We start from the raw sequence: 23497 nt of genomic DNA on the forward strand, positions 1-23497 counted from the left end.
CCCCATCGACCAAGGCGAGGCTCGGGATCGTGCGCTGAATGTTTACGTGGTCTCTTGGGGCCGCGCCTCGGGGAGACGGACCTCACGTGAAGATCGCTGTCATCGGTTCGGGCGTCGCCGGCCTGAGCGCCGCCCTGGCGCTCAAGGATACCCACGCCGTCACCCTGTTCGAGAAGGACGGCCGGCTGGGCGGCCACGCCAACACCGTCACCGTCGACTGTTCGGACGGCCCGGTGGCCGTCGACACCGGCTTCATCGTCTACAATGAGAGCAACTACCCCAACCTCGTCGGCCTGCTGGACAGCCTGGGGGTCGAGAGCCGGCTGACCGACATGAGCTTCGCCTGCGCCGGCGGCGGGGTCGAATGGTCGTCCAACTTCCCCAAGGGGGTGTTCGCCCAGAAGCGCAACCTGCTCAATCCCTCCTTCCTGTGGATGCTCAATGACATCCGGCGGTTCAATGACCTGGCCCGCAACGACCTCCTGAAGGCCGACCTGAAGGACCTGTCGCTGGGCGCCTATCTGAAACTGCGCGGCTTCGCCGAGGGCTTCCGCGACCGCTACCTGCTGCCGATGGGCGCCGCCATCTGGTCGACCACCGAGGGGCGGATCGGCGACTTCCCGGCCGAGAGCTTCCTGCGCTTTCTGTCGAACCACGGCCTGCTGCAGTTCACCCCGCCGATGTGGAAGACCGTCACCGGCGGCAGCCGCGCCTATGTCGAGAAGATCGGCGCGCTCCTCGGCGACCGGGTGCGGACGGGCGCGGGCGTCGCCTCGGTGCGCCGCGCGCCGGGCGGGGTGCTGATCGAGGCCGGGCATGGGCCCGAACTGTTCGATCAGGTCATCCTCGCCTGCCATTCCGACCAGAGCCTGCGGATGCTGGCCGACGCCGATCCCGAGGAGCGCGCCTTCCTTGGCGCCGTCCGCTACTCGGCCAACAAGGCCGTCCTGCACCGGGACCCGGCCCTGATGCCGGTGCGCCGCCCGGCCTGGGGCAGCTGGAACTACATCGGCGATAAGCAATCATCTTCAACACCTTATGTGACTTACTGGATGAATAACCTTCAGATGCTCGACACCGCCGACCCGCTGTTCGTCACTCTCAACGGCCCGCCCGCCGACCCGACCCTGGTCATCGCCGAGTACGACTACGACCACCCGCAGTTCGACACGGCGGCGCTGGCCGCCCAGCGCCGCATCGGCCGCATCCAGGGCCGCGGCGGCGTCTGGTACGCCGGCGCCTGGCTGGGCTACGGCTTCCATGAGGACGGCGTCACCTCCGGCGTCAAGGCCGCGCTGGCGCTGGGCGGCCGCGTGCCGTGGGACTTCGTCGACCACCGCGTCGCCAGCTTCGAAGGCTCCACGCCGGCCTTCGCCAAGGCCATCGCCGCATGAGCGCCGCCGCCCTCTATGTGGGCGAAACCTGGCACAAGCGTTTCGGCCCCCGTCCCCACGACTTCCGCTACCGGCTGTTCCAGCTGCTGGTCGATGTTGATCAGCTGGATCAAGCCTTTGCGGGCCTCAAGTGGATGAAGCTCGGCCCCAAGGGCCTGATGAGCTTCGACCCGCGCGACCACGGCGACCGCCGCAGTGAGCGCCTGAGGCCCTGGGTCGGGATCACCCTGGCCCAGGCCGGCGTCCCGGCGACAGCGGTGACCATCCGCCTGCTCTGTTTCCCGCGCGTGCTGGGGTTCGTGTTCAACCCGCTGTCGATCTTCTTCGTCCATGCGGCGAACGGACGGCTGGAGGCGGTGATCTATGAGGTCAACAACACCTTCGGCCAGACCCACGCCTATGTGATCCCGGCCACCGGCGGCCCGCGCGAGACCCAGCGGGCCGCCAAGCGCCTCTACGTCTCGCCCTTCTTCAAGGTCGAGGGCGAATACCGGTTCGACATCTCCAGCCCCGGCGAGACCCTCGATCTGCGCATCGTCAAGGCTGTGGCCGGCAAGCCGGACTTCGTCGCCACCCAGACGGCGAACCGGGAAGCGCTGACAGATCAACGCCTTAAGGCGCTCTTCTGGTCGATCCCGCTACTCACCCTGAAGGTGGTCGCCGCCATTCACTGGGAGGCGCTGCGGCTGTTCCTCAAGGGCGCGCCGTTCGGGGCGCGGCGACCCGGACCGAAAACCGGACTCAGCGCGGGCGAGCCCTTGGGTCTCGCGCAACCGAAAAACGGTGGTACAGTTTCCCCAGAGACGCGGAGCGACCATGAGCGAAATCGCCGCAAACGCCACGTCGGAGTGGGAAACGCCTGACTTCAGGGCCGCGCCCGCGGCCTTCCGCACGGCCATGAAGGTCCTGCGCAGCAACTGGGATACGGGCGAACTCGACGTGGTCATGCCGGGGGGCCGGCGCCTGTTGTTCCGGGGAACCCAGCCGGGTCCGGCGGCAGAGCTGATCGTCAAGGATTACAAGGCCATAGGGCGGGTCATGTCAGCCGCCGACATCGGCTTCGCCGAGGGCTACATGGCCGGCGAGTGGGACACTCCCGACCTGCCGGCCCTGCTGACCGCCTTCACCTACAACCTCGACCGGATCGGCCGGATCATGGCCGGCAACCCGCTGGTCAAGGCCTGGAACTTCCTGATCCACCTGACGCGGCGCAACGACCGCGAGGGGTCCCGGCGCAACATCCACGCCCACTACGACCTGGGAAACCAGTTCTACGAGCTGTGGCTGGACCGGACGATGACCTACTCCTCGGCCCGCTTCGAACGCCCCGACCAGCCCCTGGAAGAGGCCCAGCGCGAGAAGTACGCGGCCCTGGCCCGCGCCATCGACTTGAAGGCCGAGCAGAGCGTGCTGGAGATCGGCTGCGGCTGGGGCGGCTTTGCTGAGTTCGCGGCCAAGGAAGTCGGCGCCAAGGTCACCGGCATCACCATCTCCCAGGCCCAGTACGACTACGCCCGGGAACGCCTGTTCAAGCAGGGCCTGGCCGAGAAGGCCGACATCCGGCTGATCGACTATCGCGACGTCGACGGCCGTTTCGACCGGGTGGCCTCCATCGAGATGTTCGAGGCGGTCGGCGAGCAGTACTGGCCGGCCTATTTTGGCAAGATCCACGACGTGCTGTCGCCGGGCGGCCGCGCCGGCCTGCAGATCATCACCATCCGCGACGAGCTGTTCGGCCACTACCGCGCCCACGCTGACTTCATCCAGAAGTACATCTTCCCGGGCGGCATGCTGCCCAGCGAGGAGAAGCTCAAGGCCCAGACCGATCGGGCGGGCCTCAGCTGGACCGGCCTCAACCGCTTTGGCGAATGCTACGCTGACACCCTGAACCTGTGGCTGCACCGCTTCGACGCGGTCTGGGACCAGGTCAAGGCGCAGGGCTTCGATGAGCGGTTCCGCAAGCTGTGGCGCTTCTACCTTGCCTATTGCGAGGCCGGCATGCGCACCGGGCGGACCAACGTCGTGCAGCTGGGCCTGTCACGCGCCTGAATCTTCGTTGAGAGGGTCGTCCTCGACCCGGGCGCGCAAGGCCGCCAGGCTGGCCGTCTGCATGTCGCCGAACCGCGCCAGCCAGCCGTCGTTGAGCGCCCGCAGCGGTTCGGGCCGCAGGCTGTAGTAGCGGCCCCTGCCCCGCCGACTCACTTCGACGACGCCGCAGTCGAGCAGCACCTTGAGATGCCGTGAAATCCCCGGCCGCGAGGCCTTGGCGAACCGGCCGGCGATGTCGCCCGCCGCCAGACCGTCCCGGTCCCGCAGCAGGTCGAGGATGCGCCGCCGGGTCGGGTCGGCGATGGCCACATAGGCGTCCCGCTGGCTCATGCCTCAACGATGGCCCGCAGCGCCTTGAGGTGCTTGATATCCCAGCCCTCCTCATAGCCCTGCAGCTGGTCGGCGGCGTCGGCGCCCAGGCGTTCGAAGCCATGATGGAAGATCTCGACCAGGGTCCCGTCGTAGTGGGCCGTCAGGCGCAGGGTCCAGAAGGTCGGGACCGCCCAGGCCATGGCCGGGTCATGCCACTGGCTGGTGAACGACGCCTCGCGGCCCGGATCGAAGACCAGCACCTCGCCGCCGTAGTGGCGGCGCACGCCGTCGATCTCGACCGAGAACTCGGTCCGCGCCCCGACCCTGGGCTCGAAGGCGTGCAGGGTGTGACCGATGCCGAACCAGGCGGCGAACCGCTCGGTCTCCTCGAACTCCTGCCAGACCCGGACCGGCCGGGCGCGGATGAACAGGCTGCGACGGACGTGCAGAACACCGATCTCGAGACCCATGATCCCCTCTCCCTTCCGGATGATGGCCAGTCGATACTATATGTAACACATCGGTTACGCAAATTGGCGGCTTGGGTCGCCCTCAGTTTTTCTCCCCTTGCGGATCGGGGGGCGCTCACGATCTAGAGGACCTGAACAAAGACCATCGAAGGCCCCCCGCATGACTGTCCGCCCCAGCGTGATCGAGGCCATCGGCAACACGCCCCTGATCCGCCTGCGGGCCGCCAGCGAGGCCACCGGCTGTGAGATTCTCGGCAAGGCGGAGTTCATGAACCCCGGCCAGTCGGTGAAGGACCGGGCGGCGCTCTACATCATCCAGGACGCCGTCGCCTCGGGGGCGTTGAAGCCCGGCGGCCGTATCGTCGAGGGTACGGCCGGCAACACCGGCATCGGCCTGGCCATGGTCGGCTCGGCGCTGGGCTACAAGACCACCATCGTCATCCCCCGCACCCAGAGCCAGGAGAAGAAGGACGCCATCCGCCTGGCCGGCGCCGACCTGGTCGAGGTGGACGCCGTGCCCTACTCGAACCCGGACAATTACGTGAAATATTCCGGGCGCTTGGCGGCCGAACTTGACGCCAGAGAGCCGGCCGGGGCGATCTGGGCCAACCAGTTCGATAACGTCGCCAACCGCCTGGCGCACGAGGAAACGACCGGCCCGGAGATCTGGGAACAGACGGCCGGCGGCGTCGACGGCTTCATCTGCGCCGTCGGCTCGGGCGGCACCCTGGCCGGCGTCGCCGCCGCCCTGCGCGCCCGCAAGCCCTCGGTGAAGATCGGCCTGGCCGACCCGCACGGCGCGGCCCTGCACAGCTGGTACACCACCGGTGAGCTGAAGGCCGAGGGAAGCTCGATCACCGAAGGCATCGGCCAGGGCCGGATTACCGCCAATCTTGAAGGCTTTACGCCGGACTTCTCCTACCGCATCGACGACGAGGAACTGGTCCGCATCGTCTTCGAATTGGCCCAGCACGAGGGCCTGCTGATGGGCGGCTCGACCGGCATCAACATCGCCGGGGCCATCCGCCTGGCGCGGGACCTCGGCCCTGGCCACACCATTGTGACGGTGTTGTGCGACCACGGATCGCGCTATCAGAGCAAGCTGTTCAACCCGGCCTTCCTGGCGGAGAAGGGATTGCCCTCCCCCGGCTGGCTGTAAGAAGGACCCGTCCATGGCGCAGGACCCGCTCGTTTCCACGGCCTGGCTGGCCGAGCACCTGGATGCGCCGGACGTGCGCGTCATCGACGCCAGCCTGTTCATGCCGGGCGACCCGCGCGATCCCAGGGCAGAGTACGCCCTGGTCCACATCCCGGGCGCGGTGTTCTTCGACGTCGAGGAGATCGTAGACGAGACCAGCGACCTGCCGCACATGCTGCCCAGCGCGGTGAAGTTCGCCGCGCGGATGCGCCGGCTCGGCGTCGGCGACGGGGCGCGGCTGGTCATCTACGACAGCCAGGGTCTGTTCTCGGCGGCCCGCGTCTGGTGGACCTTCCGGGCCATGGGCCACGAGGACGTGGCGGTGCTGGACGGCGGCCTGCCCAAATGGATCGCCGAGGGGCGCCCGGTCGAGGACGGCGTTCCGCCGCCGCGCGAACGCCACTTCACCGCCCGCTACCGCAACGACCTGGTCCGCGACCAGGCCCAGGTCCGCCGCGTCCTGGCCAGCGGCAAGGAACAGCTGGTCGACGCCCGCTCGGGGCCCCGCTTCCGCGGCGAGGCGCCCGAGCCCCGCGCCGGCCTGCGCGGCGGCCACATGCCGGGCGCCCTGAACATCCCCTTCCAGCAGGTGATCGCGCCCGACGGCACCATGAAGACGCCCGAGCAGCTCAAGGCCGTCTTCGAAGCGGCCGGGGTCGACCTGGCCCGGCCGATCGTCACCACCTGCGGCTCCGGCGTCACCGCCGCCATCCTGAGCCTGGCGCTGGCGCGCCTGGGACACGACCGCAACGCCGTCTACGACGGCAGCTGGTCCGAATGGGGCCTGCCGGGCGACACCGAGGTCGTCACCGGCGCCTGACTCTGAAAGGTTGATCCGGGCCCGTCCCGGGCCGTAACTGAGCCGATGGACGAGAAGACCCGCCTGATCCACGCCGGCCGCAAGGTGGAGCCCCGCGCCCGCACCGTCGGGCCGGCGATACAGCGCGGCTCGACGGTGCTGCTGCCCAACTCCCGCGCCCTCTACGAGGACGACCTCGGCTACGGCCGCGCCGGGCTGTGCGCCCAGGACGCCCTGCGCCAGGGGCTGGCCGAGCTGGAGGGGGCGACATCGGTCCACCTCTACCCCAGCGGCCTGGCGGCCCTCTCCGGGGCCCTGACGGCGGTGCTGAAGGCCGGCGACGCCATCCTGGTCACCGAGGGCGCCTACAAGCCGACCCGCATCTTCTGCCAGCGGGTGCTGAGCCGCTTCGGCGTGCGGGTGGAGCTCTACGACGCCCGGCTGTCGACCGACGCGCTGATGGCGCTGGTGAAGGACGACACCCGCCTGATCCTGCTGGAATCGCCCAGCTCCCTGACCTTCGAGATGCAGGACGCGCCGGCCATCGCCGCCGCCGCCAAGGCTCGCGGGGTGCTGACCCTGATGGACAACACCTGGGCCGCGGGCCTGTATTTCAAGCCGCTGGCCCACGGCGTCGACATCGCCGTCCAGGCGCTGACCAAATACGTCTGCGGCCACAGCGACATCTTCATGGGCAGCGCCGCCACCAACGACGCGGGGCTGGCCGCCAAGCTGGAGGCCGGGGTCCACGACTTCGGCTGGGCGGTCACCGGCGACGCCGCCTACGACATGCTGCGGGGCCTGCGCACCCTGCCCACGCGCCTCGCCCGCCACGACGAGACCGCCCGCGCCGTCGCCGGCTGGCTGAGCGCCCAGCCGCAGGTCGCCCGGGTGCTGCACCCCGCCCTGCCCGGCGACCCCGGCCACGCGATCTGGGACCGCGACTACAGCGGCGCCAGCGGCCTGTTCGGCTTCGTGCTGAACCCCTGCCCCATCGAGGCCGAACACGCCTTCCTCGACGCCCTGACTATCTTCGGCCTCGGCTTCAGCTGGGGCGGCTTCGAAAGCCTGGCCATCCGCTGCGACCCGCAGCTGAAGTCGCGGACCTTCGTGAAGGAGTTGGAGGGACCGCTGTTTAGGCTGCACATCGGGCTGGAGCAGGCGAGCGACCTGATCGCCGATCTGGCGGCGGGGTTCTCGGCGCTCGACGGGGCGCGTTGAACCGCAGCCATTTGGATAGGATACTGTGGCCGTTGGTCACGGAGGCGATCATGAAGACGATGCCAATCCGCCAAGCAGCTGCTCATCTTTCGGCCCTGATTAGGGCCGCTGAGAATGGCGAACCGACGACCATCACTCGTAACGGCAAACCGATGGCCGTGCTGATGTCGGTCGAAGATGCAAAGCGAGTCTACGAACAGACGAAGCCCTCCTTCGCCGAGCTCCTGCTTGCTTGTCCGGGCGGCATCGAATTCGAACGTGATCGGACGCCGCCGCGAGAAATCGATCTTTGAATTGGCGACTCCAGTAGGATTCGAACCTACGACCGTCCGCTTAGAAGGCGGATGCTCTATCCAGCTGAGCTATGGAGTCTCAAGGCGCTCAAATATCACGCCTAGTGCGTCCAGGGGGCCCGTCTGTTGGTGGCGAAGTTGTCGGCGTAGGCCTTGATGATCTTGCGGGGCTCTTTGGGCTCGATGACCTGGAAGGCGATGCCGTGCTTCTGGGCGTAGGCGACAGCCTCGTCGCGGGTCTCGAAGGTCAGGCGGATCTGGCCGTTCATGTCGCCGCTCTGGGTCCAGCCGGTCAGCGGGTCGTTGCGCTTGGCGGCGGCCGGTTCGAATTCCAGCACCCAGTCCTGGGTCTTGGCCTTGCCCGACTGCATGGCGGTCTTGGCGGGGCGGAAGATGCGAGCGAGCATGCGGCGTTCCTTGACGTCTCTTCCCGTGATGGTCGGGGCGGCAGGATTTGAACCTGCGACCCTCTGCTCCCAAAGCAGATGCGCTACCAGGCTGCGCTACGCCCCGTCATCATCGGAACGGCGGTGTTTGCCACTTTGCGCCGCGCGATGAAAGGCCTCAGGGCATCTTCCGGCGCAGGGGTTTGAAGATGGCCGTGGCGCGGGCGACGTCGCGGCCGGACGCGTGGATGCGGCCCTCGACGAAGACCAGGTCGCGGGTCTCGCGGGTGACGCTCCCCTCGCCCAGCAGCCACTCGCCCTTGCGGCCGGCGCTGAGGTAGTCGAGCGACAGGTGGACGGTCACCGCCGCATGGCCGCCGGTGGCCCCGTGCACGGCCCTGGCCAGCACCCCGTCCATGAAGGTGGCGATCATGCCGCCGTGGACGAAGCCCATGCCGTTGCAGTGGCGCGGCAGGACGAAGAAGGCGTGCTCATAGGTCCCGTCGGCCCGGTTCTTGTGGAACATCGGGCCGTTGTGGGTGGTGTAGGGGCCACGGGCGGAAGGCTCGAAGCCCTCGGGCGGCGTGGGGACCTGGTCGTCACTCACCCCCAGAATCCAGGTTGAAGATCCGATGCGTGACCTTGTCGCCGGGCTTGATGCCCAGCTCGCCGGCCCGGCCGCCGGCGATCTCCAGAACGCCCAGGGCCGCGCCGTGCGAGGGGAGCGACTCCTCGGACTTGGGCATGGCCATGGCGGCGATCGACACCACCGTGCCGTCGGCGGCGATGTAGATGATGTCGAGCGGGATCAGGGTGTTCTTCATCCAGAAGGACCGCGGCGCCTCGGCCTTGAAGTCGAACAGCATGCCGCGGTCGGGGGCCAGGCTCTCGCGCCACATCAGGCCATTGGTGCGTTCGGCCTCGTCGTCGGCGATCTCGACCTGGAACTTCGCGGGGCCATTGGCTGTGGTGACGGTCAGAGGCTCCAGCGGCGAGATCAGGGTCTCGGCCTTGGCCTCCTGGCCGCCCTTGCAGGCGGCAAGGCCGGAACAGGCCAGGACCGCCGCCAGAGCCAGGGCGCGGCCGATACGATACGCTGGGGTCAAAGGGGTACTCCGAACCGTCGAGGCGCTCTACGGGGCCTCGATCTGCGCCACGACCAGACCCTTGGGCCCTTCGGCGAAGCGCACCATGACGCCTTCCCCGGGCTGCAGGTCATCGAGGCCGCTGCGCCGCAGGGTCTCGATATGGACGAAGATATCGCCCGGCTCGTTGTCGCGCACCACGAAACCGTAGCCCTTGGTGCGGTTGAACCATTTGACCGTGGCCCGCTCCATCGGCCCGTCGGCGACCACCAGGGTGGCGCGGTGGCGGGACTCCTTGGCGCCGACACGGCTGTCGCGGCGGGGCTCGTCGACGCGGCGCGGGCGCTCGGCCGGGGCCGGGGCGCTGCTTTCGTCCAGCTCGACGATGTCGGTCACCTGCCAGCCCTTGGGCCGCTTGACCGCGTCGCAGACGATCAAAGATCCCTCAAGGACAGAATCGCGACCCAGGTTGCGCAGAGAAGTCACGTGCAGGAGCACGTCGCGGAGCTCGGTGATGTCCGGGTCGTCGGGCACGATGAAACCGTAGCCCTTGCCCAGATCGAACCACTTGATCCGGCCACTGATCCTCACGGCGTCTTCGTGAGAATCCTCAATATGCATATCCAGACTCGACATCACTCTCCCCCACCTACCGGAAACAGGTCGGTAAGCGCCTCAGGAATAACAATGTTCTCCTGTGGGGTGAGCCGTCAATCACAGAATAGCGCGAGACGGGTCCAGCTGTGCTGAATCGCGACAGTCGGTCGCACTCATTGCGGGTAGAATAGTAACGATTACGGAAAGGCCTCGTGGCACGCCCTAGGGGAGTCGAACCCCTCTTACCAGATTGAAAATCTGGGGTCCTAACCGATAGACGAAGGGCGCGCGGCGAGGAAGCGGCGATATAGCCAACCCTTCCGGGGTGCGCAAGCCCGCGCCGAAGAGAAAAGATCAGCCGACCGCCATTCGCGGGTCGGCGGCGTCCTCGATCTCCAGTTCAACGCCCTCGCGGCCCTGCCAGTCATCGGGTTTCAGCTTGCCGGCCAGGTGCAGGCCGCCACCGCCGGCCAGCAGCCGCTGGCCCATTTCCGTCTCGCCGGCCCGCCAGGCCACCGCCTTCAGTCGCTGGCCGGACGAATCGATCAGGGTGACCCGCACATGGCCGCCGCGCATGGCGATCGGCCGCTCGATTCGGGCGTCGGGGATGGCGAACAGCGGCTCGGGATTGCCGGGGCCGAAGGGGGCGAGGCGCTGGAAGTCGCTCCACAGGGCTCTGGTCGCGCCGCCGGGGCCGATCAGGGCGTCGATCTCGACGGCGTCCTGGGCGGCGGCGTCGACCATCTCGCCGGCCAGTTTCTCGGACAGGTAGGCGCGCAGCTCGGGGATGGCCGCGGGGCGCACGGTCAAACCGGCCGCCATGGCATGGCCGCCGCCGGCCAGCAGCAGGCCGTCGTCATAGGCCGACTGGATGGCCCGGCCGAGGTTGACCCCCGGCTGCGAGCGGCCCGAGCCCTTGCCGATGTCGGCCGGGCGGTCGATGCCGATGACGATGACCGGCTTGCGGTAGCGTTCGCGCAAGCGGCCCGCCGCGATGCCGACCACGCCCGGGTGCCAGCCGTCGCCGGCGACGACGATGACCGGGGCGTCGGGGTCGAAGTTGCTCTGCTTCTCGATGGAGAGGACGGCCTCCTCGATCACCGCCTTCTCGACCTCCTTGCGGGAGGCGTTGAGGGCGTCGAGCTCCTGGGCCAGGGCGGCGGCCTCTTCCGGGTCCTCGGTGCTGAGCAGGCGGGCGCCGAGGTCGGCCCGGCCGATGCGGCCGCCGGCGTTGATGCGGGGGCCGAGGATGAAGCCGACGTGGAAGGTGGTGGCCGGCCCCTGGGCCTTGGCGACGTCGAGCAGGGCTTTCAGGCCGATATTGCGCCAGCCGCTCATCACCTTCAGGCCCTGGGCGGCCAGGGCGCGGTTGAAGCCGGTCAGGGAGGTGACGTCGCAGACGGCGCCCATGGCGGCCAGGTCCAGCCAGTCCATGACGTTGGGGGCGGCGCGGTCCTCGAACAGGCCGCGCCTGCGAGCCTCGCGGTTGAGGGCGGCCATCAGCACGAAGACGACGCCGGCCGCCGCCAGGTGGCCTTGGCCGGAGGCGTCGTCGGGGCGGTTGGGGTTGACCAGGGCGGCGGCCGGGGGCGGCTCGCCGCGCATCAGGTGGTGGTCGATGACCACGACGTCGAGGCCGATGCGGGCGGCCTCGATCAGGGCGTCGTGGGCGGCCGCGCCGCAGTCGACGGTGATGACCAGCTCGGCGCCGCTGTCCTTGAGCTTGCGGAAGGCGGCGGGGCTGGGGCCGTAGCCCTCGAGGATGCGGTCGGGAACATAGACCGGCAGGTCGCGGCCCATGGCCCGGAACCAGCGGACGATCTGGGCGGCGCTCGAGGCCCCGTCGACGTCGTAGTCGGCGAAGACCACGGCGGGGCGGCCGCTGACGGCGGCGTCGACGAGAATCTCGGCCGCCCGGTCCATGTCGGCGAAGCTGGAGGGGTCGGGGAACAGGGCCTTGAGGGTGGGATTGAGGAAGTCCCCTCCCCCCTCGGCGGTGATGCCGCGCGAGGCCAGGGCCCGGGCCAGGGGCTCAGAGAGGCCGTGGCGCAGCTGGTGCTCGCGGGTGATGGCTTCGTCGGCCGGGCGACGACGCCAGACACGGCCGGTCAGGGACTTTCGGACGCCCAGGAAGTCAGTCGGCGGCGAGCCGTCAGCCATCAGAGGGCCCGCTTCATCCGCACTTCGCGCACGGTGTGGCTGTGGCTGTTCATGACCAGGGAGTGGGTGTGGACGAAGCCGTTGCGATAGGTGACGCCGTCGAGCAGCGCCCCCGAGGTGACCCCGGTGGCCACGAAGATGGCGTCGGCCTGGACGATGTCGTCCAGGTCGTACTTGCGGTCCAGATCGGTGATGCCCAGCCGGGCGGCGCGGGCCCGTTCGTCGGCGTTGCGGAACATCAGCCGGCCCTGGAACTGGCCGCCGACGCATTTCAGCGCCGCGCAGGCCAGCACCCCCTCGGGCGCGCCGCCGGCCCCGATGTAGAGGTCGATGCCGGTCTCCGGATCGGCGGTGTTGATCACACCGGCCACGTCGCCGTCGGAGATCAGATAGACCCGCGCCCCGACCGACCGCAGGCTGGCCATGATCTCGGCATGGCGCGGCCGGTCCAGCACGCAGACGGTGACCTGGTCGGCGGTCGTGCCCTTGGCGGCGGCGATGGCCAGGACGTTGTCGGCCGGGCTGCGGTCCAGATCGAGGATGCCGGCCGGGTAGCCCGGGCCGCAGGCGATCTTGTCCATGTAGGTGTCGGGGGCGTTGAGCAGGGTCCCGGCCGGGGCCCAGGCCATGACGGCCAGGGCGTTCGCCTGGGCCTTGGCGGTCAGGCTGGTGCCTTCCAGGGGGTCGAGGGCGATATCGACGCGGGGGCCGCCCTTGCCGACCTTCTCGCCGATATAGAGCATCGGAGCCTCGTCCCGCTCGCCCTCGCCGATGACGATGACGCCCTCGATGTCGAGGTCGTTCAGGGCGTTGCGCATGGCGTCGACGGCGGCCTGGTCGGCGGCCATCTCGTCGCCGCGGCCCACCAGAGCCCAGCTGGCGATGGCGGCGGCCTCGGTGACGCGCACGGCGTCGAGGACCAAACCACGATCGAGGGTGTCGGAACTCATACAGGCGTCTCCCGGCCCTTGCCCGTCTTACGCGGGAACAGGGGGTTTAGCGGCTGCCGGGAGTCGGCGCGAGGGGCAACTGGAGCGGCCGGGCAGGGCGTCGGTTGTCGAAGCGGGCAACATTATAACCCGGGCGCAAACGGTCGAGGGGGAAGTTTCGGCTAAGTGGTTGAAATCCTGTGCCCGGCGGGTTGGTTCAGGGTTCGCGAATGTGGGTCGCCGCGTTGGTCAGCCTGCAGGTCGAGCGTTGCCGAATGTAGGCCGGTTCCTGCCCGCCCCGACCAACAGATTTGCGGCGCCGCGTTCAGGTCCATTTTGGGTCAATTCGAATATGTCTAGACATATTCATCGCCGGACAGACCGCATTGCGGCCGGACGCCCCGTCTTGCAAGCTGCGGCGAGCGGGGAGATTCCATGGGCGCGTTCGAGTTCTTTTTCAGCTTCTACGGCCTGCTGCTTGGCCTGTCGGTTGCGGTGCTGGCGACGGGGGCGGCGCGGGCCTTCAAGCACCGCAAGGCGCGGCCGGTCGGCTGGCTGACGCCGCTTCTGGCCGTCTTCGTGGCGCTGGACATCGCGACCTTCTGGGAGGCCGCCTGGGTCAACTACCGGACACTGCCCTTCAGCTACGGGCTGCTGGTGGGCGGGCTGGTCGTGGCGGTGGTCTATTTCATCGCCGCCGCGCTGGTGTTTCCCGACGAAGGCGACGCGCCAGGGCCGTTGGACGATCATTTCTGGGCGCACAGGCGCACGACGCTGTGCCTGCTGATCCTGGCCAATGTGCTGGGCATGTGCGGGCAGCTGGCGGTCAACCTGACCCGCGAGAATGGCCAAGCCTTGGCGATTGCCTATGCGGCGAACCTGGCGATCTACGTCGTTCTCGTCGGCGGGGCCGCCTGGACGAAGCGGCGCTGGCTGTTCGCGGTGGCGATCGGCCTGCACACGGTCCTCTATCTTTACATCGCGGTCGTCTCGATCGTGTCGCCGCCGCCCCCCGATACGCCGCTTGGTCAGGCGACGGCCGCCGCGCCCTGAGGTCTGCTTTTCGAACCCTTGCGGGCATGCCGGGTCGGATTGCCTTCAAGACTCAGGAGGACCCGATATCGTTTGGCTCTTACCGCTATCGCGTCGTCGCCGACTGGACGGATCCCGACGATGGACAACCGCGGGGGGCGGAGCCTGCCGATTGGCAAGCGCGGATCCGCGAGGGTCAGAGCCGTGAGGTATCCAGGCGGGCCAGGCGTTCGCGGCGCTCGGCATAGCGGTCGCCGAGGGCGGTGGTGGTCAGAAAGACGCCCAGGATCTGCTCGGCCGTCGCGGCGTCGAGGGTGTCGGCTCCAAGCACCAGCATGTTGGCGTCGCCATGTTGCCTGGCCCCGGCGGCCTCGCTGACGGTGTGCAGCAGGGTCGCGCGGATGAAGGCGAAGCGGTTGGCGGTGATGGCCATCATCTGGCCGCTGCCGCAGATGCCGACGGCGAAATCCGCCCGTCCGTGCTTGATCTCGGCGGCCAGGGCGAGGGCGTAGTCCATGGCGTCGACCCGTTCCTCGGCGCTGTCGGCGCCACAGTCGAGGACGGCATGGTCGTGGGCCCGCAGCCACGTCTTCAGCTGCTCTTTCAGGGCGAAGCCCCGGTGGTCGGCGGCGATGGCTATCGGCCTGGCGGTCGGTGCGCGGTTCATCCGTCCAGCCTAGCGCGCCCGGCGCGGGGAACAACGTCTGCTTTCGCCGCCGCGCCGCGCCCTGCCCTGCCCGCTCGCGTCACTCGGCGGTCAGCAACGCTTCCAGCTTGCCGTAGATCTCGTCCATGCCGTGGAGGAAGCCGGCGGCGATGGCGGCGGCCCGCTGCTCGGCGTTGGCGTAGCGCCTGACCTGGGTCATGCGCGTGCTCGTCCCATGGGCGACCAGGTCGGTGATGACCGTCGGGCTCGCCGTCGTGTCGCCGTTGAAGTGTTCGACATGGACCATGTGATGCGGCGCGTCGGCGGCCAGGATCGGCCCGGAGAAATAGAATTCCTCCCATTCCAGGTGAAAGCTGCCGCCGGGACGCGCGTCCCATTCGCAGCGGATGAAGTCGTCCGATCCGGCCCAGTGGCGGATCAGCGCCGGCTCGGTCAACGCACGCCAGACGCGGGCGGGCGGATGGGTGAAGTCGCGGCTGACGACGACATCGGTTTCGCCGTCCAACGAGACGGTCGGGTCCAGGGTCAGGGTCATGAGGGGGTCCTTTCAGGGGTGTCGGCGGGCGGCTCGTCCGGCTCGTCCGCCAGGCTGTCGAGCACCGCATCCAGCTTCTTGAACTGCGCCTCCCAGAGCGCGCGGTATTGGCCCAGCCAGTCCCAGAGCGCCTCGACGGCGTCCGGTTTCAGCCGGCGGGGGCGGGCCGTGCCGTCGATGCGGGTCTCGATCAGCCCCGCCTCCTCCAGCACCTTCAGGTGGCGGCTGATGGCCGGCTGGCTGATGGAAAACGGCCGGGCGAGGTCCTGCACCGTCGCCTCCCCCGCCGCCAGGCGCGCGATGATGGCGCGGCGAGTGGGGTCGGCCAGGGCGGCGAAGGACTGATCGAGGGCGGGCATGGCGGTGGCTCGTTATGTAACCATGACGTTATATAACAACTTGTGCACATAAGGAAGCCCCGACCGTGCGAGGCGCCGGAGCGTGGGCCCATTGCCGTGGTTCGCGGAGTTCGATTACCTGTGACGCCGCACCGCAGGGCATGGGGACATCCATGAGCGCCAGATCGTCGGACGCCAGGCTGGGGCTGTTGCTCCGGCTCCTTCTTGGCAGCCTGTTCGTCGCGCATCTGTACTGGAAGCTCGCCGTTTTCCCCGGCGGCGTTGAGGGATGGTGGGCGAACCTGGTCCGGGCAGGATACCCGCCGTTCGTCCCTGCCTACGTGTTGTCGGCTGAGGTGGCCGGCGCCCTGTTGCTGATCCCGGGGGTGCTCACCCGGTACGTCGCGGTTTACGCCATTCCCATGATGGTGGGCGCCGCGCAGTTCTGGCTGGTCCGCAAAGGCTTCTACTTCACGAACGGCGGCGCGGAACTGCCCCTGGTCTGGCTCGCCCTCCTGGGCATCCTGGCCGTGGTGGGCGACGGAGGCTGGGCGCTGGTGCGCTCGCCCTCCCCGCGCGACCTGCTGGCGCGTCCTGGGCCCCCGGCCTCATGACTGAGCTCATCTACCTGGAGCCTGGCGAACAGATGCCCGAGCTGGCCGATGACGAGCCGTGGCTGGTGGTCGAGGCGAGCGGTGACGGCCGGTTCTTCGGCTCGGGGTACGGACGCACATCGTCGGGCAAGGAGGTCTTCTACGCGTCCTTGCCTGAGCACGATATCAGTTTGCCGGCAGCCCTGGCGGCGGCCGCCGAATGGGCCCGCCAGCGGGGTGTTTCTCGAATCTGGGTGCAGACGAGCGCGGACATCTAGGCTCCGCCCCCCCGGCAAACCGTCATGTCTGGAGGATCGCGAGCATAACCATGGCAAGCGGGCGGGGGCGAGGCAAGCCAACTTAAGTTGCCTTGCGAGCCGGCCGGCCGGGCGCGAATTCGTGGCTCTCAGGCAGGGAGATTGCGATGAGCGGACTCGCGGCGACGGAGCGGGCGGCGGCGAACGTCATGGAGACGACGGCCGAGAACCAGGCGGCCACCTTTCGTAACCAGGACCAGGTCTGGCCGGTGCGGGCGATCCGGCGCGGCGCGCAGGTGCGGGCGCTGCCGCCTCACGGGCGATCGCTTGGCGAGCTGACCTGGCGGCTGGGCGACCAGATCGTTGGCGTCGACGACTTCATGCAGCGCCATCGCGCCGCCGGGCTTCTGGTCCTCAAACGCGGCGAGATCGCGCTGGAGCGCTACGGCATGGGCAACGGTCCGGAGAGCCTGTGGACGGGCTTCGCGATCACGACCTCCATCACCGGGACGCTGGCCGGGGCCGCGCTGCACGAGGGCGCCATCGAGAGCCTCGATGACCCCTGCGACCTCTATCTGCCGGCGCTGCTGGGCTCGGCCTACGAGGGGGTCACGATCCGCAACGTCCTGCGGATGTGCTCGGGCGTGGGCTGGCGCGAGGATGAGGGCGCCGAGGCGCGCTCCGACGCCCGGCGCCTGGGCCGGGCCATGGCCCGTCGGCAGCCGGGGGCCGTCCTGGATCAGCTCTGCCGGCTACCGCGCGCCCATCCCCAGGGGACGGTGTTCAACTATTCGACCGGCGAAGGCTGCCTGCTGGCCGCGGTGATCGCCGCTGCGACGGGCCGTCCGTTGGCCGACTATCTGGCGACACGGATCTGGGGCCCCGGCGGGATGGAGGCCGACGGGCACTGGCAGCTGGAGGCGGAGGACGGCCTGGAGCTTGGGGGATTTGGCGTCAGCGCCTGCTTGCGCGACCTGGGCCGGTTCGGGCAGTTGATGCTGGAGGACGGCGAGGTGCCGGACGGGCGACGGGTCTTGCCGCCTGGCTGGCGCGACCTGGCGGGCCGGCCCGATTGCGCGGCGACCGCCTTTGGCGCCGTGACGCCGGGCCATGGCGGCGGCTACGGCTATCACTGGTGGGCGACGCCGCCGGCGCCGGGCGTCCACAGTGGCGTCTTCGCGGCGGTCGGCGCCTTCGGTCAGCTGGTCTACGTCAACCCCGGCGAGCAGCTGGTCGTTGTCATGCACAGCGCGCGGCGTGCGGCTGAGGACAGCGCCGCCGGCGCCGAGACCGTGACGCTGTTGCGGGCGGCCGCGGAGGCGCTGCGGGAGGACGCCGCACCTTAGGGCCAATCGGCCTTCAGGCCCTCTTCCCTTCGGGTCGCCGGGATGAGCGGACTTAAGGGGCGCGACCTCAATCGAATGCCGGATGGAAGCTGACATCTCCCTCCCGGGGCGGGGCCCCTAGAACGAGGCGCTGGAAGTAGCGGTTGGGTTTGCCCCGATAGGTGAGTGTGGGAACGCTCACGAAGCCGAAGCGGCTGTAGTAGTTCGGATCGCCCAGGAGAACGCATCCCCCGGCCTTCAACGCTCTCAGGCGATCCAATCCCTCCGTGATCAGGGCGCCGCCGATGCCGCGCCCTTGGATCCCTGGCGCGACCGAGACGGGTCCGAGCCCGTACCAGTCGCTCGGCTGGCCATCGATGCGAACGGGCGAGAAGGCGACATGGCCGACCAACTCCCCGTCAGCGGCTATGGCCACAAGGGAGACGGTCAAGGCCTCGGCCTCGCGCAAGGCGTCGATGACGCGAGCTTCGTCGCCGTCGCTGAACGGCATGGGCGCGAACGCCGCGGTGGTGATCTGGCCGATCCTGATCGCGTCGCCGGGACGCTCAGATTCGATTCGCGGGCGCTCGGGAGGGCGCGGTGGGATCGTTTTCAACGGGAATTCCTTCAACGGGCGTGACGCAGCATTGCGGCCGCAGCTTCCGCGGTCCGCGGTGGAGGCTGGCGACGCCGCGGCGCGCGGCGTCAGGGTCACGCAATCGTTGACATGCGGGAACGCTAGGGAGTCGCCGTCCGATGGTCAACGGAGGGCGCGCCGGGACCGCAAAGCCCGCCGCGGTTCATGCCCGGAGTTGTCAGCCGGGAACGGTTGCTGCCAAGCCGTTGTCAGCAGCCTCGGGATAGGTTGTCGCAAACAACCGGAGCCGCCCATGTCCAGCCTCGTCTTCTACACCAACCCCATGTCGCGCGGCCGCATCATCCGCTGGATGCTCGAAGAGGTCGGTCAGCCCTATGAGACCCGAATCCTGCGCTGGGAAACCGGAGACGCCAAGGCCGCCGACTACCTGGCCATCAATCCGATGGGCAAGGTGCCCGCCATCGTCCATGACGGGGTGGTCGTTACCGAATGCGCCGCCATCTGCGCCTACCTCGCCGACGCCTTCCCTGAAGCCGGTCTCGCTCCGCCCGCACAAAGTCCGCTGCGCGGTCCCTACTATCGCTGGCTGTTCTTCGGAGCCGGCCCGATCGAGCAGGCCGTGGGCGCCAAGGTGGTGAACCTGGAACCGACGATCGAGCAACGCCGCTCGCTGGGCTTCGGCTGCATCGAGGACGTGCTGGGCGCCGTCGAGGCGGCGGTCGAGGACCGCCCCTATCTCGTGGGAGACGGCTTTACGGCCGCCGACCTCTACCTCGCCTCTCACCTGTCCTGGGGCATGAACTTCGGCACGATCGAAAAGCGCCCGGCGTTCGAGACCTATGTGGAGCGCCATCTGCAGCGCCCCGCCGCCCGGCGCGCCGACGAGATCGACGACGCGCTCATTGCGGCCGCAGCCCAGCCGGCGTCCTGAGCCTGGCGTCCGAACATCACCCGTTGCCGACATTCCTAAATCGCAAGGTACAAATCGACATGACTGTCTACGGAAGCTGCCACTGCGGCAACGTGCGGATCGCGTTGCCGAGCAAGCCCGAGTGGGTTGCGGACTGCAATTGCTCGCTTTGCCGCCGGCTCGGCTGGCGGGTCGCCTATTTCCCGCCAGACCAGGTGAGCATTTCAGGCGAGACGACGGCCTATGTCTGGGGCGACCGGATGATCGGCATTCACCACTGCCCCGTCTGCGGCTGCGGCACGCACTGGCAGACCCTAGGGCAAGATTTCGGCAAGATGGGCGTCAATGCGCGCCTGATCGACGGCTTTGACGAAGGCGCCGTCGAGATCCGGAAATTCGACAACGCCGATTAAGTCCGCCGTCCGCTTTCCACCCATAGCCGTCGTCAGGGGCGTCCGCTCAGACCAGCGCATGGGAGTCGGTCACAAGTCCTGACGGTTTCCGCCGGGCGCCCTCCCCCTTGCCTGTCGCCGATCCATGGCGTAAACACTGAACCTAATGGTTCAGTTTCAACAACCCCACCTCGACTCCTCGTTCGCCGCCCTCTCGGACCCCACCCGGCGTGGGGTGCTGGAGCAGCTGGGGCGGGCGGACGCCTCGATCACGGACCTGGCCGACAGGTTCCACATGACCCTCACCGGCATGAAGAAGCATGTCGGCATCCTGGAGCAGGTGGGGCTGGTCGCCACCGAGAAGGTCGGCCGCGTGCGGACCTGCAGGTTGGGGCGGCGGCGGCTGGAGGAAGAAATGGCCTGGATCGCCGCCTACCGACAGCTGTGGGACGCGCGCTTCGATGAACTCGACAGAATCGTCGACGAACTGAAAGAGAAGGAGAGAAACGGTGGGTGAGAAGCAAGACAGCCGGGGTGGCCGCACGAAGATAGAGCGGACCTCCGACACGGAACTGGTGGTGACGCGGACCTTCGACGCCCCGGCCCGCATCGTGTTCGAGGCCTGGACGACGCCGGAACTGTTCAAGCGCTGGTGGGCGCCCAAGTCGCTGGGGATGCCGATCCTGTCCTGCGAGATGGATGTGCGGACCGGCGGCGGCTACCGCCTGACCTTCGGCCTCGACGACGGCCAATCGTTCAGCTTCTTCGGCAAGTACCTGGAGGTGATCCCGAACGCCCGCCTGGTCTGGACCAACGAGGAAGGCGACGAGGGCGCGGTGACCACCGTGACTTTCGAGGATCGGGGCGGCCAGTGCCTGCTGGTCTACAGCGACCGCTATCCGACCAAGGCGGCCCTGGAGGCCGAGCGCGGGGCGGAGGACGGCCTGCCCGAGCAGTTCGAGCAGCTGGATGCGTTGCTGGCCGGCATGGGCGTGAGCTGACGTCTGTGGGGACAGGTTCGGCGCGGAGCGGCGTACCTGTCCCCGGTCGGCGCCGGCGATGGGGTGGCCCCCAGGTCAGACGGTTTCATCGCGGCTGGACCGCGCCCGGTTTCAAGTCCGGCGCTGACCGGGGACAGGTAGGCCGCTTTGCGGCCAACCTGTCCCCTAGATCCGCGCGATCCGCAGGAGTTTCGGCCGCTCGATCACCACTTCCAGCCGTTCCAGCCGGTCGATGGCGTCGGTGAGCACTGACTCCGCCACGGCATGGGTCGTCAGCACGATCGGCACGCCGCCGACGTCTTCGACCGGCTTCTGCAGGAAGCTGTCGATGGAAACGCCGCATTCGGCCAGGGTCTCGGACACCGCCGCGATGACGCCGGCCTGGTCCTTGACCAGCAGGCGCAGGTAGGCCTTGCCGACCCGGCGGGTCGGGGCGACGGCGATGAAGGGCGGCAGGTCGCCGGCCGGGGCCTGGAAGACCGGGCGTTTGGCCAGGGTCATGACGTCGGCGATGTCGGCGGCGACGGCGGCCGCCGTGGGGCCGGAACCGGCGCCGGGGCCCTGGATGAAGATGCGGCCGATGCGCGTGCCCTCGATGAACAGGGCGTTCGTGGCGCCGCGCGTCTCGGCCAGGGGATGGCCGAAGGCGACCAGGCTGGGGTGGACGCGGACGGCGACGCCGTCCTCGGTGCGCTCGGTCGAGGCGATCAGGCGGATGCGGTAGCCGAGGTCCTTGGCCAGCGCGATGTCGAGCTGTTCGACCCCGTCGATGCCCTCGATCTCGGCGGCGGCGAAGTTGGGGGCGCAGCCGAAGGCCAGGGCGGCCAGGATGGAGATCTTGTGGGCGGCGTCGAAGCCGCCAACGTCGGTGGTCGGGTCGGCCTCGGCGTAGCCCATGGCCTGGGCGTCCTTCAGCACGTCGGCGAAGGCGCGGCCCTTGGACTCCATCTCGCTGAGGATGAAGTTGCAGGTGCCGTTGAGGATGCCGGCCAGGGCCGAGACGTCGTCGCCGACCATGGCCTCGCGCAGCATCTTCACGGCCGGGGTGCCGCCCATGACGGCGGCCTCGAACAGCAGCGGCACGCCGGCGGCTTCCGCCAGGGCGGCCAGTTCGGCGCCGTGGACGGCGATCAGGGCCTTGTTGGCGGTGACGACGGGCTTGCCGGCCTTGAGGGCGGCCTCGACGGCGGCCTTGGCGGGGCCGTCGGAGCCGCCGATCAGCTCGACGAAGATGTCGATGTCGGGGCTGCTGGCCAGGGCCACGGGGTCGTCGAACCAGGCGAGGCTGGAGATGTCGACCGGCCGGTGGCGCGTGCGGTTGCGGGCTGAGACGGCGGTGATCACCGCATCATCTCCGGCGGGGGCGAATCCGGGGCGTTCGGCGAGGAATTCGAGCAGGCCGCCGCCGACGGTGCCGAGGCCGGCGACGCCGACGCGCCAGGTTTTCTTGGTCATGAGGTCAGTCTCGAAACTTGAAGGCGGCCAAGAACGTCAAAGCTGCCGTGAGAGTACCCTTCTCCCCTTGTGGGAGAAGGTGTCGGCGTAGCCGACGGATGAGGGGTCGCACCGGCCTCCGACACAGTCCGGCCCAGCCACCTCTGCGCGGCTTGACGAGTCATCGACCCCTCATCCGGCGCTTCGCGCCACCTTCTCCCACAAGGGGAGAAGGGAGCCCAGAGGCGAACTCTCAGGCCATTGCTCATCACTGCGCCGCCAGGGCGTTATGAGCCCGCCCCAGAATCTCGGACGAATTCGCCAGGAACTTCTTCACGTTGCGCGCCGCCTGGCGAATGCGCTGTTCGTTCTCGACCAGGCCGATGCGGACATAGCCTTCGCCGTATTCGCCGAAACCGGAGCCCGGGGCGACGGCGACGCCGGCTTCCTCGACCAGCAGCTTGGCGAACAGCATCGAGCCGGCCTCCTTGTACTGCTCGGGGATCGGGGCCCAGGCGAACATCGAGGCGGGCGGGCTGGGAATGTCCCAGCCGGCCTGGGCCATGGATTTGACCAGGGTGTCGCGGCGCGACTTGTAGGTGGCGCGGATCTCGTCGACGCAGTCCTGCGGGCCGTTCAAGGCGGCGGCGGCGGCCACCTGGATCGGGGTGAAGGCGCCATAGTCGAGGTAGGACTTCACCCGTGCCAGGGCGGCACACATCCGCTCGTTGCCGACCACCATGCCGACGCGCCAGCCGGCCATGGCGTAGGTCTTCGACAGGCTGTTGACCTCGACGGCGCAGTCCTTGGCGCCCTCGACCTGCAGCACGCTGGGCGGCGGGTTGTCGTCGAAGTATATCTCCGAATAGGCGACGTCGGAGATGACCAGCAGCTCGTGCTTCTTCGCGAGCTTGATGGCCTCCTGGTAGAAATCGAGGTCGACCCATTGCGCCGTCGGGTTGGACGGATAGCTGAGGATCAGCACGCTGGGCGGCGGCACGGAGTTCTTCACCGCCCGGCTGACCCCGGCCAGGTACTCTTCCGGCGACAGGGCCGGCACGTGGCGGATCACCCCGCCGGCCATGATGAAACCGAAGGCGTGGATCGGATAGGCGGGGTTGGGACAGATGATGACGTCGCCCGGCGCGGTCAGGGCGTTGGCCAGGTTGGCGAAGCCTTCCTTGGAGCCGAGGGTGGCGATCACCTCAGAGTCGGGGTTCAGCTTCACGCCGTAGCGGCGCTCGTAATAGCCGGCCATGGCCCGGCGCAGGCCGATGATGCCGCGTGAAGCGCTGTAGCGGCCGGCCTTGGGATCGCGGGCGGTCTCGACCAGCTTGTCGACGATGTGCTTGGGCGTCGGCATGTCGGGGTTGCCCATGCCGAAGTCGATGATGTCGACGCCCTGGCCGCGCAGGCGGGCCTTGATGCGGTTGACCTCTTCGAAGACGTAGGGCGGCAGGCGTCGGATACGGTGGAAATCGGTCGTCATTGGGGGCTCTTCGCCGCAAATCGGCGCATGGGA

The 23497-nt window shown here is 68.7% G+C and carries 29 protein-coding genes and 3 tRNA genes; 15 read left to right on the top strand and 17 right to left on the bottom strand.

Going from position 1 to position 23497, the window contains the following annotated elements:
- Positions 1-86: 86 nt before the first annotated feature.
- Genes AC1RSK_RS22695 through AC1RSK_RS22705 form a run of 3 tightly spaced genes read left to right on the top strand, consistent with a single transcriptional unit; the run spans position 87 to position 3443 of the window.
- Positions 87-1394: an NAD(P)/FAD-dependent oxidoreductase gene (locus tag AC1RSK_RS22695; RefSeq protein ID WP_492909961.1), complete on the top strand. Its 1308-nt coding sequence runs from the start codon at positions 87-89 to the stop codon at positions 1392-1394.
- Complete coding sequence (locus AC1RSK_RS22700; RefSeq protein ID WP_492909962.1) at positions 1391-2257, top strand: DUF1365 domain-containing protein; 867 nt, start codon at positions 1391-1393, stop codon at positions 2255-2257. The genes AC1RSK_RS22695 and AC1RSK_RS22700 overlap by 4 nt, the downstream gene beginning before the upstream one ends.
- Positions 2211-3443: a class I SAM-dependent methyltransferase gene (locus AC1RSK_RS22705; RefSeq protein WP_492909963.1), complete on the top strand. Its 1233-nt coding sequence runs from the start codon at positions 2211-2213 to the stop codon at positions 3441-3443. Before AC1RSK_RS22700 ends, AC1RSK_RS22705 begins: the two co-directional genes overlap by 47 nt.
- Here the strand turns inward: AC1RSK_RS22705 and AC1RSK_RS22710 are convergent.
- Together AC1RSK_RS22710 and AC1RSK_RS22715 are read right to left on the bottom strand one after the other, a co-directional pair.
- A complete protein-coding gene (locus AC1RSK_RS22710; RefSeq protein WP_492909964.1) occupies positions 3432-3773 on the bottom strand; it encodes an ArsR/SmtB family transcription factor in 342 nt (113 codons plus the stop codon). The two genes, AC1RSK_RS22705 and AC1RSK_RS22710, sit on opposite strands and share 12 nt — an antisense overlap.
- Positions 3770-4225, bottom strand: a complete 456-nt coding sequence (locus tag AC1RSK_RS22715; protein WP_492909965.1) for an SRPBCC family protein — start codon at positions 4223-4225, stop codon at positions 3770-3772. The genes AC1RSK_RS22710 and AC1RSK_RS22715 overlap by 4 nt, the downstream gene beginning before the upstream one ends.
- 160 nt (positions 4226-4385) lie before the next feature.
- Between AC1RSK_RS22715 and AC1RSK_RS22720 the strand changes: the two genes are divergently transcribed.
- From AC1RSK_RS22720 to AC1RSK_RS22735, 4 genes are read left to right on the top strand one after another with little or no spacing between them, the layout of a single operon-like run.
- Positions 4386-5384, top strand: coding sequence for a cysteine synthase A (locus AC1RSK_RS22720; RefSeq protein WP_492909966.1), 999 nt, complete (start codon positions 4386-4388; stop codon positions 5382-5384).
- Between the two features lie 13 nt (positions 5385-5397).
- Positions 5398-6243, top strand: a complete 846-nt coding sequence (gene sseA / locus AC1RSK_RS22725) for a 3-mercaptopyruvate sulfurtransferase (RefSeq protein ID WP_492909967.1) — start codon at positions 5398-5400, stop codon at positions 6241-6243.
- Between the two features lie 45 nt (positions 6244-6288).
- Positions 6289-7443 (top strand): cystathionine beta-lyase, encoded by a 1155-nt coding sequence (gene metC, locus AC1RSK_RS22730; protein ID WP_492909968.1) that lies wholly within the window; start codon positions 6289-6291, stop codon positions 7441-7443.
- A gap of 50 nt (positions 7444-7493) precedes the next feature.
- On the top strand, positions 7494-7736 hold the full coding sequence (locus AC1RSK_RS22735; RefSeq protein WP_492909969.1) for a type II toxin-antitoxin system Phd/YefM family antitoxin: 243 nt from the start codon (positions 7494-7496) through the stop codon (positions 7734-7736).
- Between the two features lie 2 nt (positions 7737-7738).
- Here the strand turns inward: AC1RSK_RS22735 and AC1RSK_RS22740 are convergent.
- From AC1RSK_RS22740 to glpX, 9 genes are all read right to left on the bottom strand, one after another.
- A tRNA-Arg gene (locus AC1RSK_RS22740) sits at positions 7739-7815 on the bottom strand.
- A gap of 22 nt (positions 7816-7837) precedes the next feature.
- Positions 7838-8143 (bottom strand): ETC complex I subunit, encoded by a 306-nt coding sequence (locus tag AC1RSK_RS22745; protein WP_492909970.1) that lies wholly within the window; start codon positions 8141-8143, stop codon positions 7838-7840.
- A gap of 29 nt (positions 8144-8172) precedes the next feature.
- Positions 8173-8249: transfer RNA gene (locus tag AC1RSK_RS22750), tRNA-Pro, on the bottom strand.
- Between the two features lie 51 nt (positions 8250-8300).
- Positions 8301-8729 carry a PaaI family thioesterase gene (locus tag AC1RSK_RS22755; RefSeq protein WP_492909971.1) on the bottom strand — a complete coding sequence of 143 codons (429 nt, stop codon included), beginning with the start codon at positions 8727-8729 and terminating at the stop codon, positions 8301-8303.
- Positions 8722-9228, bottom strand: a complete 507-nt coding sequence (locus AC1RSK_RS22760; RefSeq protein WP_492909972.1) for a DUF192 domain-containing protein — start codon at positions 9226-9228, stop codon at positions 8722-8724. The genes AC1RSK_RS22755 and AC1RSK_RS22760 overlap by 8 nt, the downstream gene beginning before the upstream one ends.
- A 27-nt stretch (positions 9229-9255) precedes the next feature.
- Entirely contained in the window at positions 9256-9843 is a 588-nt protein-coding gene (locus AC1RSK_RS22765; RefSeq protein ID WP_492909973.1) for a cold-shock protein, read from the bottom strand.
- 174 nt (positions 9844-10017) lie between these two features.
- Positions 10018-10092, bottom strand: a tRNA-Glu gene (locus AC1RSK_RS22770).
- A 66-nt stretch (positions 10093-10158) separates the two neighbouring features.
- Entirely contained in the window at positions 10159-11964 is a 1806-nt protein-coding gene (recJ, locus tag AC1RSK_RS22775; RefSeq protein WP_492909974.1) for a single-stranded-DNA-specific exonuclease RecJ, read from the bottom strand.
- Positions 11964-12914: a class II fructose-bisphosphatase gene (glpX, locus tag AC1RSK_RS22780; RefSeq protein WP_492909975.1), complete on the bottom strand. Its 951-nt coding sequence runs from the start codon at positions 12912-12914 to the stop codon at positions 11964-11966. The genes recJ and glpX overlap by 1 nt, the downstream gene beginning before the upstream one ends.
- A 414-nt stretch (positions 12915-13328) precedes the next feature.
- Between glpX and AC1RSK_RS22785 the strand changes: the two genes are divergently transcribed.
- A complete protein-coding gene (locus AC1RSK_RS22785; RefSeq protein ID WP_492909976.1) occupies positions 13329-13946 on the top strand; it encodes a hypothetical protein in 618 nt (205 codons plus the stop codon).
- 175 nt (positions 13947-14121) lie between these two features.
- On the opposite strand, the gene AC1RSK_RS22790 is transcribed toward AC1RSK_RS22785, so the two are convergent.
- The 3 genes from AC1RSK_RS22790 to AC1RSK_RS22800 all read right to left on the bottom strand — a co-directional run bounded on the left by AC1RSK_RS22790 (position 14122) and on the right by AC1RSK_RS22800 (position 15486).
- Positions 14122-14592 (bottom strand): RpiB/LacA/LacB family sugar-phosphate isomerase, encoded by a 471-nt coding sequence (locus tag AC1RSK_RS22790; protein ID WP_492909977.1) that lies wholly within the window; start codon positions 14590-14592, stop codon positions 14122-14124.
- Between the two features lie 79 nt (positions 14593-14671).
- A complete protein-coding gene (locus AC1RSK_RS22795; protein WP_492909978.1) occupies positions 14672-15127 on the bottom strand; it encodes an SRPBCC domain-containing protein in 456 nt (151 codons plus the stop codon).
- The gene (locus AC1RSK_RS22800; protein WP_492909979.1) at positions 15124-15486 is read right to left on the bottom strand and encodes an ArsR/SmtB family transcription factor; all 363 of its coding nucleotides are present in this window, start codon (positions 15484-15486) and stop codon (positions 15124-15126) included. The genes AC1RSK_RS22795 and AC1RSK_RS22800 overlap by 4 nt, the downstream gene beginning before the upstream one ends.
- 152 nt (positions 15487-15638) lie before the next feature.
- On the opposite strand from AC1RSK_RS22800, the gene AC1RSK_RS22805 reads away from it, so the two are divergent.
- From AC1RSK_RS22805 to AC1RSK_RS22815, 3 genes are all read left to right on the top strand, one after another.
- The gene (locus tag AC1RSK_RS22805) at positions 15639-16079 is read left to right on the top strand and encodes a DoxX family protein (protein WP_492909980.1); all 441 of its coding nucleotides are present in this window, start codon (positions 15639-15641) and stop codon (positions 16077-16079) included.
- Positions 16076-16336 carry a hypothetical protein gene (locus AC1RSK_RS22810; protein WP_492909981.1) on the top strand — a complete coding sequence of 87 codons (261 nt, stop codon included), beginning with the start codon at positions 16076-16078 and terminating at the stop codon, positions 16334-16336. Before AC1RSK_RS22805 ends, AC1RSK_RS22810 begins: the two co-directional genes overlap by 4 nt.
- 146 nt (positions 16337-16482) lie before the next feature.
- Positions 16483-17661, top strand: a complete 1179-nt coding sequence (locus tag AC1RSK_RS22815; RefSeq protein ID WP_492909982.1) for a serine hydrolase domain-containing protein — start codon at positions 16483-16485, stop codon at positions 17659-17661.
- 67 nt (positions 17662-17728) lie between these two features.
- Here AC1RSK_RS22815 and AC1RSK_RS22820 read toward each other — a convergent pair whose 3' ends face one another.
- Positions 17729-18355 carry a GNAT family N-acetyltransferase gene (locus AC1RSK_RS22820; RefSeq protein WP_492909983.1) on the bottom strand — a complete coding sequence of 209 codons (627 nt, stop codon included), beginning with the start codon at positions 18353-18355 and terminating at the stop codon, positions 17729-17731.
- Positions 18356-18530: 175 nt separating this feature from the next.
- Here AC1RSK_RS22820 and AC1RSK_RS22825 point away from each other — a divergent pair, with 175 nt between their 5' ends.
- The 4 genes from AC1RSK_RS22825 (at position 18531) to AC1RSK_RS22840 (ending at position 20541) form a co-directional block, all read left to right on the top strand.
- Positions 18531-19169: a glutathione S-transferase family protein gene (locus AC1RSK_RS22825; RefSeq protein WP_492909984.1), complete on the top strand. Its 639-nt coding sequence runs from the start codon at positions 18531-18533 to the stop codon at positions 19167-19169.
- Positions 19170-19228: 59 nt separating this feature from the next.
- A complete protein-coding gene (locus AC1RSK_RS22830) occupies positions 19229-19561 on the top strand; it encodes a GFA family protein (RefSeq protein WP_492909985.1) in 333 nt (110 codons plus the stop codon).
- A 145-nt stretch (positions 19562-19706) separates the two neighbouring features.
- A complete protein-coding gene (locus AC1RSK_RS22835) occupies positions 19707-20057 on the top strand; it encodes an ArsR/SmtB family transcription factor (RefSeq protein WP_492909986.1) in 351 nt (116 codons plus the stop codon).
- Positions 20050-20541 carry an SRPBCC family protein gene (locus AC1RSK_RS22840; RefSeq protein WP_492909987.1) on the top strand — a complete coding sequence of 164 codons (492 nt, stop codon included), beginning with the start codon at positions 20050-20052 and terminating at the stop codon, positions 20539-20541. Before AC1RSK_RS22835 ends, AC1RSK_RS22840 begins: the two co-directional genes overlap by 8 nt.
- Before the next feature lie 165 nt (positions 20542-20706).
- Here the strand turns inward: AC1RSK_RS22840 and AC1RSK_RS22845 are convergent, their stop codons facing one another.
- Together AC1RSK_RS22845 and AC1RSK_RS22850 are read right to left on the bottom strand one after the other, a co-directional pair.
- Complete coding sequence (locus tag AC1RSK_RS22845; RefSeq protein WP_492909988.1) at positions 20707-21996, bottom strand: homoserine dehydrogenase; 1290 nt, start codon at positions 21994-21996, stop codon at positions 20707-20709.
- Between the two features lie 247 nt (positions 21997-22243).
- On the bottom strand, positions 22244-23464 hold the full coding sequence (locus AC1RSK_RS22850) for an LL-diaminopimelate aminotransferase (protein WP_492909989.1): 1221 nt from the start codon (positions 23462-23464) through the stop codon (positions 22244-22246).
- Positions 23465-23497 lie beyond the last annotated feature (33 nt).

The sequence above is a fragment of the Caulobacter sp. GW821-FHT11A05 genome (genome assembly GCF_058809015.1).